We start from the raw sequence: 16,576 nt of genomic DNA, 5'->3' as shown, positions 1-16,576 counted from the left end.
GTATGCTTTCAGTTAGACTTGATAAGTGAAAATAATTAGAACGGATATAGTATATGAGCAGAAATTTGGATTTAAGAGAAGGTAAAATACGCAGTACTTTAGTTAAACTTGCTTTACCGATTATGGGCACGTCATTTATACATATGGCATACAATTTGACCGACATTATGTGGCTTGGAAGACTGAGCACTGGAGCAGTAGCTGCAGCAGGAACAGCCGGCTTTTTCCTATGGTTCGGAGCATCCTTAGTAATGATTACACAGGTGGGAGTAGGCGTTAATGTAGCTCAATATATTGGCCGCAATGATCCTGAAAGTGCTAAAAAATATATTTCCAACGGATTTCAACTGGATACATTCATAGCTTTATTGTATTCTTTGTTCCTGTTTTCATTCAGGCATAATATTATAGGCTTTTTCAATTTGCAAGATTCTGACGTAATTCGAATGGCTACGGAATATTTGACTATAATATCCATGGGAATAATTTTTCATTTTCTGAATCCGATTTTTTCAGCTGCGCTTAACAGCACCGGAAACAGCGTTACTCCATTTAAAGTAAATACTATAGGCTTAGTTGCCAACATTATACTTGACCCGCTGTTAATTTTTGGTGTTGGCCCCATACCTCAATTGGGTATAAAGGGAGCAGCTTTAGCAACAATAATGTCTCAATTTGTTGTTACAATATTATTTGTAATTTTGGGTAAAGTTTATAATAATATTTATTCCCACGTATCATTGCTTTCAAAGCCGGATATGAAAATTGTGAAAAATATTATGAAGCTTGGAGTTCCTCCATTTTTGCAGACAGGATTGCACGCTGTAATCAGCATGATTCTTGCTAAAATAGTTGCTCAGTTTGGTCCTGTGGCTGTAGCTGTACAAAGCATAGGTTCTCAAATAGAATCTATTTCATGGATGACATCCGAAGGATTTTCATCATCAATATCAGCATTTGTTGGACAAAATTACGGTGCTAAAAAGCTTGAACGAATTAAGGATGGCTATAAACAGGGTATACAAATTTTGGGCGGCATCGGTATTTTTACATCTTTGCTGCTGATATTTGCTGCTAAATTCTTGTTTGCAATATTTGTACCCAATGATCCGGTTGCCATACGGGAAGGCATTATATATTTAAGAATTTTAGGGTTGTCGCAATTTTTCATGTGTATTGAAATTGGAACGATAGGAGCCTTCAATGGTCTGGGTAAGACATTGCAGCCAACTGTTAACGGTGTAGTGTTTAATGCATTGAGAATTCCATTTGCTCTTATTCTTAGTTCTACGTTATTAGGATTATCCGGTGTCTGGTGGAGCATCAGCATATCCTCAATAATAAAAGGAATAATTTTATTTACATGGTTTAGATTTGTTCTTGCAAAATTAAAAGTATGATTTCCTTGATAAACTAAAGAAGAAACAGAGGAAGGTGGTTCATTCTTGGGCAAAAGAAACAGTACTGTTTTGTTTAATTCCATAGCTAAAATATATGGTCTGTTTTATGAAATTCAGAAAAGGCGGTTTAACCAGGTCATAGAAATCGTGAAAAAGGAGCTGGACATAAAGCAGTTCAAGACTGTTCTTGATGTGGGATGCGGGACAGGTGCCTTATGTTCGGTTATGAATAATATGGGAATAAGCGTGACCGGTGTTGATCCGGCTGAAAAAATGCTTAATATAGCCAAGGATAAGCCTGAAAACAAGGAAATCGTATTTACTCAGGCAAATATTCTGGAAGGGCTGCCTTTTGAGGATAAATCTTTTGATGCATCAATTGCCTCCTATGTGGCTCATGGCATGGGAAAAGAAGAAAGAAAACTGATGTACGCTGAAATGAAAAGGGTGACAAGATCCAAGGTCATAATCTATGATTACAATGAAAACAGATCCCTTGTGACTACCATCATTGAATGGCTTGAAGGCGGAGATTATTTCAATTTTATAAAGCATGCGGAGTCTGAAATGAGAGAGTGTTTTTCTGATGTTAAGGCTGTGCATGTGGATGTTCGGGTTACCTGGTACATTTGTGAAGCGGAGGATTAACATGGATAAAAAGTCGTATTTGAATTTAATGTTGACGGTGACTGTCATATTGCTCATATCGTTTGTGACCACAATGATAAACCAAGTCGCACAGCTTGTAAATATGGCTTCAAAGCTTCATCCTTACTTTGGGATTTTTGTGCTTGTTATTTTTGCTTCTTTAGGTCTGGCGGCAATGATTTCAATAACGTTGATTTTGTTTAAGCTCGATAAGCCTCTGGTTATGCCGGACGAAAGCAATAAGGAAGAATATGAGAAGTACATAACAGAATTTAAAAAGAGGCTCATGAAAAACAAGTACCTGAAAAAGATCCGTTATGAATGGGATGACAGCAAATCGAACCTTGAATCAGTCAATGATGCATTGAAAGAAATAGACATGGAATCGCAAAGATTGATAAAATTCAGCGCCACCGGAGTGTTCACAACAACAGCTGTTTCTCAGAACGGGTCTCTTGATGGAATTTTTGTGTTTATGGCTTCCTTAAAGCTCGTATGGAAAATAGCTTCGCTGTACAACCAAAGACCTGTATTGAGTGATGTGGTCAGGCTTTATACAAACGTATTCGGCACTGTTTTGGCAGCTAGGCAAATTGACGACCTGGACATTGTGGCAGAACAGCTGGGACAAATCCTTCCTGCTGTTGTCACCGGAGCACTTGGAAGTGCAGTACCGGGTGTGAGCTTTATCACATCCCTTGTGGCGGATTCCATATTGGAAGGCACCCTGAATACGCTGCTGGTATTAAGGGTTGGGGTGCTGACACAATATTACTGCAGAAGCATCACAAAGACTGAACCTAAGAGGCTTGCGAAAACTGCAACTGTACAGGCATGTAAGATTTTGGGCGAAATCATATCTCATGATCTTAAATCGATAATCGGGGTGTGGTCAAAGGCGGTATTGAAGTCCATCATTAAAGCTCCGCGCGGCACAAAGGAATACTTAATGGGAAAATTCAGCTCAAGGACGAAGACAACTGAAGATGAAGTCGCTGTTACCGACAATGACCAGTACTAAAGCTGATTGTAAGGTATAGCAAAATGAAAAATAATATTGCCGGAGGGAACAAATGAAATTAGTGATTCATGATTTAGAAGAAAAAAATTTTAGAAAAATCAAACTAAATTTGGATGAAAGTGTTAAAGTTATTTCAGATGATGGTACAATTCATAACTGTGTAGGTTGCTTTGGATGCTGGGTAAAAACTCCGGGAGAATGTGTAATACAAGATAAATATTCTGACATGGGAGAATTATTGTCTAAGTGTGATACGGTAAACATAATCAGCAAATGTTACTACGGAGGATACAGCCCGTTTGTAAAAAATGTACTCGACAGAAGCATTTCGTATGTACATCCTTATTTTGAAATAAGAAACGGCGATATGCACCACAAGAGCAGATATAACAATCGCTTTAAATTGCAGGTTATATTTTATGGTGAAGATATTACTGAAAATGAAAAACAGACTGCAGGAAAGCTGGTTAAAGCAAATTCCATCAATTTGAATTGCAATGACTGCGGAGTTTCTTTTGTTCAAAATATTGAAGAAATGGAAGGGCTGAGTATATGAGAATAGCATTGATAAACGGAAGTCCCAAAGTAAAAAGAAGTGCTTCGGAAAATATTTTAACAGCATTAAAAAAACTTTTTGCAGAAAGCGATACAGTTTTAGAGTTTAAATTAAGAACACCGACATTAAGCAGCAGGAAAATAGAGGAAATATCTAAATGCAACGTTTTAGTATTTGCATTTCCTTTGTATGTTGATGAAATTCCATCTCATTTAATAAATTGCCTTTATCAGATAGAAACATATCTTAAAGCAAATGCTGATAAGGATATAACAGTCTATGCATTAGTGAACTGCGGATTTTTTGAAGGAAGACAGAATTCAACAGCACTCGAAATGATGGAAAACTGGTGCAAAAAAGCAGGAGTTTCCTGGGGACAAGGCATAGGCATCGGCGGAGGCGGAATGTTATCCGGGATGACAAATGTTCCGGATGGGCAAGGTCCAATGAAATGCATGTGGAATGCTTTAAATGTTGTGGCAAACAATATAAAAAATTGCACCAGTTCAGAAAATATATATGTCTCACCATCATTTCCAAGATTTGTATATAAATTAGGGGGAAATGCAGGTTGGCGTAAGCAGATACAAGCCAACGGACTCAGCAGGAAAGATTTATTTATAAAGAAGTAGCTAGATTAATTATAGAGGTGAAGATAATATGGCCTTAAAGTTAGATGACAAACTCGTAGTCGGGATATCATCTCGTGCATTGTTTGACTTAGAGGAGGAAAATACCATATATGAAAGGGAAGGACTAAAAGCCTACTCTGAATATCAAATTGAACACGAAAACGAAGTTTTAAAACCTGGTACTGCATTTCCACTTATTAAGGCACTGCACAAATTGAATGCAGATAGCAGGCACCTTACTGAAATAATAGTAATGTCGAGAAACAGTGCTGATACAAGCTTGAGGATATTTAACTCAATTGAACATTATGGATTAAATATAAGCAGAGCTGCTTTGTCCGGTGGCGGTCAAATTGCTCCATACCTAAATGCATTCAGGACTGATTTGTTTCTATCAGCTAATGAGGAAGATGTTCAGGAAGCTATTAATGTGAATATTGCGGCTGGTATTATATGCTCGCATACGAATTTGCCGCTGGACCCAAATAAAGAAATCGAGCAGATAAGAATTGCATTTGATGGTGATGCAGTAATATTTTCGGACGAATCTGAAAGGATTTATCAGGAGCATGGTTTAAAGGCTTTTGCAGAGCATGAGCATAAAAATGCTCAAAAGCCTTTGCCTGAAGGGCCATTCGCAAAACTCCTAAAAACGCTTTCGATTGTGCAGCAGCAGTTTCCTGAAGAAACAGTCCCAATTCGAACAGCATTAGTAACTGCAAGAAATGCACCTGCACACGAAAGGGTAGTTCGTACGCTGCGTGCATGGAATATAAGAATTGATGAAGCATTTTTCCTTGGAGGCATCGATAAGAGCGAAGTACTCAAGGCCTTTGGCGCTAATATATTTTTTGATGACCAGACGTTACATACAGACCCGGCTTCAAGACTGGTTCCAGCCGCTAGAGTACCCTATAAAATGCAACAGTAAATATTTATGTTTTGACATCATGCATTCATTTTAGCAGGACGGATGCCACCCAATCATTCCATATGGTATTGTAAATTCCACAATGCCCGTAGAATAGGGGGCTATGTCATATTGCTGATAATATATGGTCATGCCACAGGGAGTTAAGTAGTAGCTGTCTGGATTGAAGCTTGTTATAATCAAGTTTTGATAATCTTCAAAATAAATACCTGGATTTTCATCTAGATTTTGTTCTGCCTGTCTTGTTATTTCATTTATCAATAAATTCATGTAATTTGTTCCTTTGTAAAAATAGCAGTACATTGGAATATATGTCCCTTGGCAGGTTTCCCAGGTATCAGAACTTCTAAGGGTACTACCGTGGGCTCCGCCTGTAAATTCATATTTGTCTTTGTAAAGACTCAGGAAGCAGTTTTCATTGTACGTCACGTTATATTCCATAATTGCTTCATTAACATGAAATGGGAAATTGTTGGTTTGAGAATCGTGATAATATTCAACTGCATTTTTGTACAAGGTTGTTGAAACATAATCATAATATTCTTTAATCTGTTTGTTTATCATGTTGTTAATATTGTTTTCAGCTGACTCGTCATGAGGCGTTTTTATCCTTGGATACCTAATAATTAGTGTTAGAATTACAATGCCATCATATTCAAAGCTATGTTTGAATTCTCTCATATTGATGATTGCGGTGCACCTAGGTCTTTTCATATACATCCCTCCTGCCCCATATTATGCTATAGATTAAAAAGAGTACTATAATATATTGAGCACAAAAAAGGCAAATGTGTACTAAGACGACATATGCTTAATGAAATATCACGCATTACAATTGAAATGATCATCATTTAAGAAGCGGAACATATGCGTTTCGGGAAACTATTTTATTTTAATTAGAAAATATTGTATGTTTTGATAAACTATGATAAGATATCGCTTGATATGCTTAATTAAATAAAAACAATGGGGAGAAATGTAAAACAATGAAAAAATCAATGATTAAAAGTGTTTTCTTGGCAATTGCTTTCATTTTTGTTTTGACTCAATCTGTTTTAGCATCGGAAAGCGGATCTTTTTCTGATATGCCGAATGATTGGTCAACAATTGCAATTGAAAACGCTATCTCAAACGGACTTTTAAGTGGTGACAATGGTAAAATAATGCCGGGTGAAAATCTTACACGTGCGCAGATGGCAGCAATCATAGTCAGAGCTTTTGGAACAAATGAAAAGACTTCATTAGCATCTTTTAGTGATATTTCCGATAAAGACTGGTATTATGAATCAATGGCAAAGGCAGTACAAATGAAAGCATTTGTTGGTAACGGAGATAAGCTGTATCCCAATAGCAACATTACTCGTGAAGAAGCATTTGTCGTTCTTGCTCGAGCATTTAAGTTATCTGGAAGCAATGAAAGTTTTCTGGACAGTTTTAAAGATAAATCTATTGTAAGTGACTGGGCAAAAGATTGTGTATCATCCCTTGCAGCGGAGGGATATATTTCAGGCTCTGAGGGCATGATCAATCCTAAAAAGAACATTACAAGAGCTGAATTTGCTCAGCTTATGGACAACATATTACAAAATTACATAGTAAAATCAGGTGCATATACAGATGATTTTAACGGCAATGTTATGATCAACAGACCTGATGTAATCTTAAAAAACATAACAATAAACGGTGATTTGGTTATTGGGGACGGTGTAGGCGACGGTGATGTGACATTAGACGGAGTAATAGTAACCGGTAAAGTTTTAATTCGTGGTGGCGGTATAAATTCAATTAAAATAGTTGGTGATTCAAGTATAAGAAATATCGTTATTGCACGTGTTGACGGCCAGGTTAGAGTTTATTCCGGTGATGGAACAGAAATTGGACAACTTATTGCGGATGGATATGATGATGTTATAATTGATGGTAAAATAGGAAATGTGACTGTTACAGCTCCCAATGTTACCGTGACTGCAGTCAATGCAGATGTTAGAACGGCTTTAATCGAAGGTGAAAACTCCAATATTATTTTTGCATCTGGTTCAAGTGCAGACAAAGTAATAATAAATGCTGCGAATACTACTGTAAAGGTTGAAGGATCAGTTGCTAAGATTTTGGCAAATGGTACAGGTGCAGTCATAGAGGGAAAAGGTAATGTGGGATCAGTTGAAGCCAATGCAGATGAAATTGATATTACAACTCCTAATACCAAAGTTACGGCAAGTAAGGGTACAACTGGCATTACTGCAGGTGGCGTAGAAATTAGCAGCGGTTCAAGTGCAACAACAAACACTAACGGCACAGGAATTATAACAAATAAAGGCAGTTCTGCAAAACAGCTTACTATTTCAGATCCTACATTGAATAAATCAAAAACATACGACGGAAGTACAACAGCTGATGTTACAGCAGGTACATTAGTCGGTGTTAATGATGGAGATGTTGTAACAGTAAATGCTTCAGCTTCCTATGACACTTCTTTAACAGGCACAGGCAAAACAATAACAGTTGTTTATACTCTTGGTGGTAAAGATGCTAGTAAATATGTTAAACCATCAGACTATTCAGTTAATGATGGTGAAATAACAGCAAAACAACTGACAGTATCAGCAGCTTCATTAATAAAAACAAAGACCTATGACGGAAGTACTTCTGCATCAGTGAGTGCTGGAACATTGAGCGGAGTTGTTGGTGATGATGTTGTTACAATAACTGCTGTTGCAAATTATAATACTTCTTCAGTAGGTACAGGAAAAACAATAGTAGTTGAATATACTCTTGACGGAGCAGATATAAATAATTATATCAAACCTATAGACTATTCCGTTATAGGCGGTGAAATAATTGCAAAACAACTGACAATATCAGACCCTGCATTGAATGCGACAAAAACATATGACGGAAGTACTTCAGCAGCGGTGTCTGCAGGAACACTAAGCGGAGTTGTTGCTGTAGATGATGTAACAGTAAGCTCTGTTGCAGAGTATGATACTTCTATGGCAGGCACAAACAAGACAATAACAGTTGTTTATACTTTAGGTGGAGCAGATAAAAATAACTATATTAAGCCGGCAGACTATTCTATAACTGACGGTGAGATAACAGTAAAACAACTGACAGTGACAGCTCCTTCATTGACAAAAACAAAAACATATGACGGAAGTAAAACAGCAGCAGTGACTGCAGGAACATTAGACGGAGTTGCCGCCGGAGATGATGTGACAGTGAGCGCTGTTGCAGAGTATGATACCTCTTCAGCAGGTACAAACAAAACAATAACAGTTGTATATACTTTAAGCGGAACAGATAGAAACAACTACATTAAGCCGGCAGACTATTCTGTTACTGACGGTGAAATAACGGCAAAACAATTGACAGTGACAGCTCCTTCACTGACAAAAACAAAAACATATGACGGAAATACAACAGCAGCAGTGGCTGCAGGAACATTAAGCGGAGTTGCTGCCGGGGATGATGTTACAGTAAGCGCAGTTGCAGAATATGATGCTTCTTCAGCAGGTACAAACAAGACAATAACAGTTGTTTATTCCCTTTTAGGTGAAGATGCCGGAAAATACAGTAAACCATCAGACTACATTGTTACTGACGGTGAAATAACAGCAAAACAACTGACCGTAACAGCACCTTCATTGACAACAACAAAAGCATATGACGGAAGCACAACAGCAGCTGTCACTGCAGGTACAATGAGCGGCGTTGTTGATGGTGACGAAGTAACAATAAACGCTGCTGCAGATTATGATACTTCCACAACAGGTTCAGATAAAACAATAACAGTTGTATATACTCTTGGCGGAGCAGATAAAGATAACTATAATAAACCGTCAAATTATTCTGCTGTTAACGGTGAAATAACAGCAATACAATTAACAGCAACAGCTCCTTCATTGACAAAAACGAAAACATATGACGGAAATACAACAGCGGCAGTGACTGCAGGAACATTAAACGGAGTTATTGCTGGTGATGATGTAACAGTAAGCGCAGATGCTGATTATGATGCTTCAGCAACAGGCACAAATAAAACTATTACAGTTGTATATACTTTAGGCGGAACAGATAAAGACAACTACATTAAACCAGTAGACTATTTTGCTGCTGACGCTGAAATAACAGCAAAACAATTGACAGTGACAGCACCTTTATTGACAACAACAAAAGCATATGACGGTAGTACAACAGCAGCGGTGACTGCAGGAACATTAAACGGAGTTATTGTTGGCGATAATGTAACCGTAAGCGCCACCGCTTCCTATGATACATCAGAAAAAGGAACTAACAAAACAATAACTGTAGTTTATACTCTAGGCGGAGCAGATGCCGGCAAATATATTAAACCAGCAGACTATTCAGTTACTGTGGGAGAAATAACAGCTAAACAACTGACAGTGACAGCTCCTTCATTGGCAACAACAAAAACATATGACAAAAGCACAACAGCAGCAGTGACTGCAGGAACATTGAGCGGGGTTGTTGATGGTGATGATGTAACAGTTAGTGCTTCAGCTTCATATAGTACTTCTTTTGCAGGCACAAACAAAACAATAACCGTAGTTTATACTATTGGTGGTGAAGATGCCGGCAAATATATAAAACCAGCAGACTATTCAGTTACTGTGGGAGAAATAACAGCTAAACAACTGACAGTAACAGCTCCTTCATTGACAAAAACGAAAACATATGACAAAAGTACAACAGCAGCAGTGTCTTCGGGAACATTGAGCGGAATTGTTGATGGAGATGATGTAACAGTAAGCGCTGTTGCAGATTATGCTACCTCTTCAGCTGGAACAAACAAAACAATAACAGTTGTATATACTCTAGGCGGAACAGATAAAGGCAACTATATTAAACCGGCAAACTATACTGCAGCTGACGGTGAAATAACAGCAATACAATTGACAGTAACAACTCCTTCGTTGACAACAACAAAGACATATGACGGAAATACAACAGCAGCAGTGACTGCAGGAACTTTGAGCGGAGTTGTTGATGGTGACGATGTAACAATAAGCGCTGCTGCAGATTATGATACTTCAGCAGCAGGCACAAACAAAACAATAACAGTTGTATATATCCTAGGCGGAGCAGATAAGAATAACTATATTAAGCCAGCAAACTTTATGGTTACTAACGGAGAAATAACTGTTCCAAATTTGGATCAGCCAAAACCGACGGGCTTAGCAGGAGTTGCACCATCATCATCTAGCAACAATGACGGTAAAATCACAGGTGTTGATAATACAATGGAATACAAACTTTCTTCAGATGAAAACTGGATTACGGTTACAGGAGCAGAAATCAACAACTTGTCAGCCGGTACTTACAATGTAAGATATGCAGCAAGAACTGGTTATAATCCGGGAACAATTGCTAATGTTACAGTTCCTGCTTATGTGGAATCATTGACAAGCAAGGTCATTACAAAGTTTGATTATTCTACTATTTATGCATCTCAGGCACAATTGACAAGCAAGGTAATCACAACATCGGATTTTTCATCGAACAACAAGTATTTTACAGTTATGGACAATCAAGGACATGTTATTCCGGTAGACCTATGGTGGAATATACCACAGAATGAATATGCAACGACACCGGCATCATCAGTTGGATCGGGTGTTGAAAGCATTATTCAGCAATGGTTTTATGATAACTTTGGATTAGATGGATTTTCAATCAGAACACTCTCTGCAAATTCGTTTGATGGAAGTCATTTTGTTATCAGCACATTTGCAACGGGAGCAGATGCCACTATTTATGTAGATGGTCCAGACTGGGCTTATTTCTTTGATAATCAGTTTGCCCATGGTACAAGTGATGATTCATCTGCCAATGCTTCGTTTACCATAAGTGATGGTGTTGATACAGCTACAATATATTTAGAATATGAATATTATGATATAAATGATTTAGTTGATGATATAAATTATCAAATAAATTCAAGCTCTGTCAATGCCACAGCAACATCGGTTGGGACTGACAGATTCAAAATAACAGGCAATGGCTTAACGATAAGCGGTACAAATAAAACAGACTTTTTTGATGTATTTGTAACGGAATAATAGCATCAGTCCCTGTATTTTAAATAATGCAGGGCATGATTCAAAGATAGTGTGAACCTCAAAACTGATGTAATATAAAAATACTCAGTAGAGAAATGTACTTTGACGCTGATAAATAAAATAAGAAAAAATGTAAATTAATAAAAATAAGGCCGTGTAAATACAAAATTATTTTCACGGCCTTTAAATACTATTAAACTTCTTCAATTAACATGTATTTTTTAGGTGTCATTCCAAACTTATCCTTAAATAAACCTATGAAATGAGAAATGTTTTCATATCCAAGGTTATAGGCTACTTCTGTAACGCTTTCCTTTTTTAACATTCTTTTAGCTTCTAGCAGTTTTATATTTGTAAAATATTCGTTAGGAGATACACCCATTACTTTTTTAAATTTAACAGAAAAATTTGCTGGTGACATATTCAATGCAGAAGCAATTTCAGAAATTGTAATACCTTCTGAAATGTTATCTTTCATCATATTCACTGAAATATGAATAAAATTATTTGAATCAACATTAAGAATATCATGAACACCTTTAATTCTAATAAGATTATAGGTCATTTCCTGTGCATATAGGTCCACTAGAAATTCTTTGTTTTTTTCACTGCTTAAAGCAGTTTTTAGAATCTTTTCAAAAGATGTATGGAGCTCGGGACTAACTTCTTTATATAAAATATTTTTATTTATGTCACAACTTAAATCGTTTTCAAACTCGATGCAGACTTTCTTGGTGATAGAGTCTATTAATGTACTGTTAATTTCAAAAACTAAGGCTTTAGTGGGAACATTAATTTCTAGGTTAACAGTAGAATTAGGCGGTAAAACAATAAATTCACTGTTGTTATATGTGAAGTTATCGTTATCATTGATCTTAACATTTTTTTCTCCATCAATTATTGTGCATAATCTGATGCTATCGTAAGATTTATAGTTACCTGAATATTTGTTGTTAAAATCATAGTATAAAACACGCAAATATTCAGTTTCTATTCCATGAATCAGCTCTGTTCTTCTATCAAAATTATCCATAGTATTCTCCTTTACAGCAAATAAAAGATGAAAATTATTATATCATACTTAATTTAATTTAAAAATAGTAAATTTTTAAAAAACAGATATTTTTATTAAAAATGAATTAGTTTTATTTTGAATAAACTGATATTATCAAATTCATAAATTTAATATGGTTTCGTCCCTTCAGAAGGAAAGGAAAACCTTATTATAAGATATTGTGACTCTGCAGTTGGCACACAAAGCCTGAGCAATGTCAAGAAAAATGAGAAAGAGGTGCTATTAATGAAAGTAACAAATGTTGATGAATTAATGGAAAAACTAGAAGAAGTAAGAGCTGCTCAAAAGAAGTTTGCTGCTTACACCCAGGAACAAGTTGACGAAATTTTTAGACTAGCAGCAATAGCAGCAAATAATGCCAGAATACCGCTTGCAAAAATGGCGGTTGAAGAAAGTGGAATGGGAATAGTAGAAGATAAGGTTATAAAAAATCATTTTGCTTCAGAATACATTTACAACAAATTCAAAGATCTAAAAACTTGTGGTGTTATAGAAAGGGATGAAGCGTTTGGCCTTACAAAAATTGCTGAGCCAATTGGCGTTATAGCTGCTGTTGTCCCAACAACTAACCCGACTTCAACTGCAATTTTTAAAGCTTTGATAGCTTTAAAAACCAGAAATGGCATCATATTTTCACCTCATCCAAGAGCAAAAAAATGTACTGTAGCAGCAGCTAAACTAGTGTTGGATGCAGCTGTTAAGGCCGGAGCTCCGGAAGGGATAATCGGATGGATAGACGAACCAACAGTTGAAATGTCAGGAATAGTAATGAAAGAAGCAGATATAATCCTTGCAACAGGCGGTCCGGCGATGGTTAAAGCTGCTTATTCATCAGGTAAACCGGCTATAGGAGTGGGCCCTGGTAATACACCGGCCTTAATTGATGATTCAGCTGATGTTAAAATGGCTGTGAACTCAATACTTCTTTCAAAGACTTTCGATAATGGTACGATCTGTGCTTCTGAGCAAGCGGTTATAGCAGTTGATTCAGTATATAATCAGGTGAAAAAGGAATTTGAGGATAGAGGAGCCTATATCCTAAAGAAAGATGAGGCGGCTAAGGTTGGAAGTGTAATATTAATAAATGGTTCTTTAAATGCTGGCATTGTTGGACAACCTGCATATAAAATAGCTCAGCTTGCCGGTGTAACTGTTCCTGAAACAGCTAAAGTTCTTATAGGCGAAGTGGAATCTGTCGGGCTGGAAGAACCGTTTGCACATGAAAAATTATCTCCTGTTTTAGCTTTATACAGAGGTAAAAACTTTGATGATGCATTTGCTAAAGCTGTAACACTTGTTGAACATGGTGGAATTGGCCACACTTCGGTATTATATGCAGACGAAATGATGGCTAAAGATAAAATAGCAAAATTTTCTGCCGGTATGAAGACTGCCAGAACATTAATAAATACTCCTTCATCTCATGGTGCTATAGGTGATTTATACAATTTTAAGTTGAATCCTTCTCTGACATTAGGCTGCGGTTCATGGGGCGGAAACTCTGTTTCGGAAAACGTTGGACCACAACATCTGATAAATGTGAAGAGTGTAGCTGAGAGGAGAGAAAATATGCTTTGGTTTAGAGTTCCTGAGAAGGTTTATTTCAAATATGGGTGTCTTCCGATCGCATTAAAAGAACTTAAAGACTTAAATAAAAAGAAAGCATTCATAGTTACTGATAAGGTTCTCTATCAATTAGGATACGTTGATAAAGTTACAAAGGTTCTCGATGAAATAGGTGTTGCTTATAAGATATTCACAGATGTAGAACCGGATCCAACTTTAGCCACAGCTAAAAAGGGTACTGAACAATTAGTAAGTTTCCAACCTGATACAATTATTGCTGTTGGTGGTGGATCAGCAATGGATGCTGCTAAAATCATGTGGGTAATGTATGAGCATCCGGAAGTGGCATTTGAAGATCTTGCCATGAGATTTATGGATATAAGAAAGAGAGTGTTCACATTCCCTAAAATGGGCGAAAAAGCAATGATGATATCAGTAGCAACATCAGCCGGTACCGGTTCTGAAGTTACTCCTTTTGCAGTTATTACAGATGAGAGAACAGGTTCAAAATATCCTTTAGCAGACTATGCATTAACTCCAAACATGGCTATAGTTGATGCTGAATTAATGATGGGAATGCCAAGAGGATTAACAGCTGCATCAGGTATAGATGCTTTAACTCACGCTCTTGAAGCATATGTATCCATAATGGCTTCGGAATTTACTAATGGATTGGCATTAGAAGCCATAGACTTAATTTTCAAATATTTACCGCTTGCATACAATGAAGGTCCAACCAATAAGGAAGCAAGAGAAAAAATGGGGCATGCTTCATGTGTCGCTGGTATGGCATTTGCTAACGCATTCTTAGGAATCTGCCACTCATTAGCACATAAGCTAGGAGCACAGCACCACGTACCACATGGAATTGCTAATGGATTATTAATAAATGAAGTAATTAAATTCAATGCAGTAGATGATCCAAGAAAGCAAGCTGCATTCGCTCAATACAAATACCCAAATGCTAAAGCAAGATATGCTAAGATTGCTGACTACCTTGGATTAGGTGGAAAAACAGAGGATGAAAAAGTTCAATTACTGGTTAATGCTATAGATGAATTAAAGGCAAAAGTTGGTATACCAATGACCATAAAAGAAGCTGGAGTTACAGAAGAAAGTTTCTATGCAACTCTTGATGATATGTCGGAGAAGGCTTTTGATGACCAATGTACAGGAGCTAATCCAAGATATCCATTAATAAGTGAACTTAAACAAATATATATAAATGTTTTCGATAAACCTGTTGCTCATAAAGAAGCTGCAGTTAATAAGGAAGCAAAGAAAAAATAAATTATATCCCTCCTGCATTATCTTATGTTATAAATTTAGAAGAGTACTACTAATAAACGAGATAAAAAAGGAAGGTGAACATCATTTTTCAAATTTTGGGACCTCACAGTCACTTATATAATTAAATTATTTTCCAGCTGTATTTGTAGTTTTTATTAAGGGTATAATATTTTATAGTTAATTTAACTACTATGAAGATATTTATGAAGTATTACTTTCTAGCAAAGTTTAAAAGGCATTTAGAAATTCCGTTCTAAATGCCTTTTGTCGTTAACTTAGGTAGCCATTTGGCTATACAAAATATTTTTATTAACAGGACTAATTATATCAGCCACCGGCTCCTAACCTTTAGGATCATCCGGGTAGTCTTAGCCACCGGCACTAAGGTCGTAAGTAACGGTTTGGTTGTTCAACATGTTGATTTCATACATTTGTCCCGCAGCAATCATGGTGTCTTTTGCCACTACTGAATCTGCATAGATGTAGACGCCAGTGAGTGGGCTGCGGTAAGCATTGCCGATCCATGGCTCATATGCACTACCAACAGCCAGAGGAGAACAATTAAAAGAAAAAATATTATTAAAAGTGGTTATAATTATATATTTTTCTATAATTTTCTTCTATTTTACTTTTTAAATTTCAAATAGTATACTTGGTTTGTTGTGCTAATAATGTTGCTTTATTAGTAAAGAAAGACTAATGGAGGTTATGTTGGATGATAATAGATTTTCACATGCATGAAAGAACTTTTTCTTCTGATAGTCAGATGAATTTAAAAGAGATGGTATTTGAAGCAAAAAGAAAAGGGTTAGATGGTATTTGTATAACTGATCATGATGAATATGGCTTAGCAGAATACGCAATGAAACTCTCTAAAATTGAAAACTTTCCTATTTTTGTTGGAGTAGAATATCTCTCTATTGAGGGGGATATAGTTGCATTTGGGATTAATGACCTGCCTAAAAGACATTTATCAGCGCAAGAATTTATTGATTGGGTGAATAATAGAGGAGGTGTTTGTATTGCTGCACATCCTTTTAGAAACAATAGTAGAGGGTTAGAGGAAAACTTACTTACAATAAAGGGCTTAACAGGAATTGAAGTTTTAAATGGCAGTACATCCAATGCGGCAAATCTAAAGGCTATGGAGTATTGTATGAAATTGGAGCTTCAACCGATTGGCGCCAGTGATTGTCATAATTTAATATCCTTAGGTAGGTATGCAACAAATGTTCCTATGGAATGTAAAACGGTAGAGGATTTAGTAGAAGCATTAAAAACAGTAAAATGTGAGCCGGTTATTTTAAGCGGATATAAAAAACTTGAATTATAATTTGGAGAAAACTAATTACAATGATTTAATTTATTTGTGTAAGT

General features: G+C 36.5%; 11 protein-coding genes. 9 read left to right on the top strand and 2 right to left on the bottom strand.

Going from position 1 to position 16,576, the window contains the following annotated elements; genetic code table 11:
* Positions 1 to 53: 53 nt before the first annotated feature.
* From AAGU76_RS04330 to AAGU76_RS04305, 6 genes are read left to right on the top strand one after another with little or no spacing between them, the layout of a single operon-like run.
* Entirely contained in the window at positions 54 to 1,400 is a 1,347-nt protein-coding gene (locus tag AAGU76_RS04330) for an MATE family efflux transporter (protein ID WP_342484212.1), read from the top strand.
* 45 nt (positions 1,401 to 1,445) lie between these two features.
* Positions 1,446 to 2,048 carry a class I SAM-dependent methyltransferase gene (locus tag AAGU76_RS04325; protein WP_342484211.1) on the top strand — a complete coding sequence of 201 codons (603 nt, stop codon included), beginning with the start codon at positions 1,446 to 1,448 and terminating at the stop codon, positions 2,046 to 2,048.
* Between the two features lies 1 nt (position 2,049).
* A complete protein-coding gene (locus AAGU76_RS04320; protein WP_342484210.1) occupies positions 2,050 to 3,069 on the top strand; it encodes a DUF697 domain-containing protein in 1,020 nt (339 codons plus the stop codon).
* Between the two features lie 52 nt (positions 3,070 to 3,121).
* A complete protein-coding gene (locus AAGU76_RS04315; RefSeq protein WP_342484209.1) occupies positions 3,122 to 3,625 on the top strand; it encodes a flavodoxin family protein in 504 nt (167 codons plus the stop codon).
* Positions 3,622 to 4,257: a hypothetical protein gene (locus tag AAGU76_RS04310; protein WP_342484208.1), complete on the top strand. Its 636-nt coding sequence runs from the start codon at positions 3,622 to 3,624 to the stop codon at positions 4,255 to 4,257. The genes AAGU76_RS04315 and AAGU76_RS04310 overlap by 4 nt, the downstream gene beginning before the upstream one ends.
* 28 nt (positions 4,258 to 4,285) lie before the next feature.
* The gene (locus AAGU76_RS04305; RefSeq protein ID WP_342484207.1) at positions 4,286 to 5,188 is read left to right on the top strand and encodes a 5'-nucleotidase; all 903 of its coding nucleotides are present in this window, start codon (positions 4,286 to 4,288) and stop codon (positions 5,186 to 5,188) included.
* 30 nt (positions 5,189 to 5,218) lie between these two features.
* On the opposite strand, the gene AAGU76_RS04300 is transcribed toward AAGU76_RS04305, so the two are convergent.
* Positions 5,219 to 5,902 (bottom strand): DUF3298 and DUF4163 domain-containing protein, encoded by a 684-nt coding sequence (locus AAGU76_RS04300; RefSeq protein ID WP_342484206.1) that lies wholly within the window; start codon positions 5,900 to 5,902, stop codon positions 5,219 to 5,221.
* A gap of 272 nt (positions 5,903 to 6,174) precedes the next feature.
* On the opposite strand from AAGU76_RS04300, the gene AAGU76_RS04295 reads away from it, so the two are divergent.
* A complete protein-coding gene (locus tag AAGU76_RS04295) occupies positions 6,175 to 11,268 on the top strand; it encodes a YDG domain-containing protein (RefSeq protein ID WP_342484205.1) in 5,094 nt (1,697 codons plus the stop codon).
* Positions 11,269 to 11,461: 193 nt separating this feature from the next.
* On the opposite strand, the gene AAGU76_RS04290 is transcribed toward AAGU76_RS04295, so the two are convergent.
* Positions 11,462 to 12,301 (bottom strand): helix-turn-helix transcriptional regulator, encoded by an 840-nt coding sequence (locus AAGU76_RS04290; protein ID WP_342484204.1) that lies wholly within the window; start codon positions 12,299 to 12,301, stop codon positions 11,462 to 11,464.
* A 267-nt stretch (positions 12,302 to 12,568) separates the two neighbouring features.
* On the opposite strand from AAGU76_RS04290, the gene adhE reads away from it, so the two are divergent.
* Both adhE and AAGU76_RS04280 read left to right on the top strand, forming a co-directional pair.
* Positions 12,569 to 15,199, top strand: coding sequence for a bifunctional acetaldehyde-CoA/alcohol dehydrogenase (gene adhE, locus AAGU76_RS04285; RefSeq protein ID WP_342484203.1), 2,631 nt, complete (start codon positions 12,569 to 12,571; stop codon positions 15,197 to 15,199).
* A 715-nt stretch (positions 15,200 to 15,914) separates the two neighbouring features.
* Positions 15,915 to 16,532 (top strand): PHP domain-containing protein, encoded by a 618-nt coding sequence (locus AAGU76_RS04280; protein ID WP_342484202.1) that lies wholly within the window; start codon positions 15,915 to 15,917, stop codon positions 16,530 to 16,532.
* Positions 16,533 to 16,576 lie beyond the last annotated feature (44 nt).

Source organism: Sedimentibacter sp. (genome assembly GCF_038562225.1).
Taxonomy (GTDB): domain Bacteria; phylum Bacillota; class Clostridia; order Tissierellales; family Sedimentibacteraceae; genus Sedimentibacter.
This window is presented reverse-complemented; position numbering and strand designations above follow the sequence as displayed.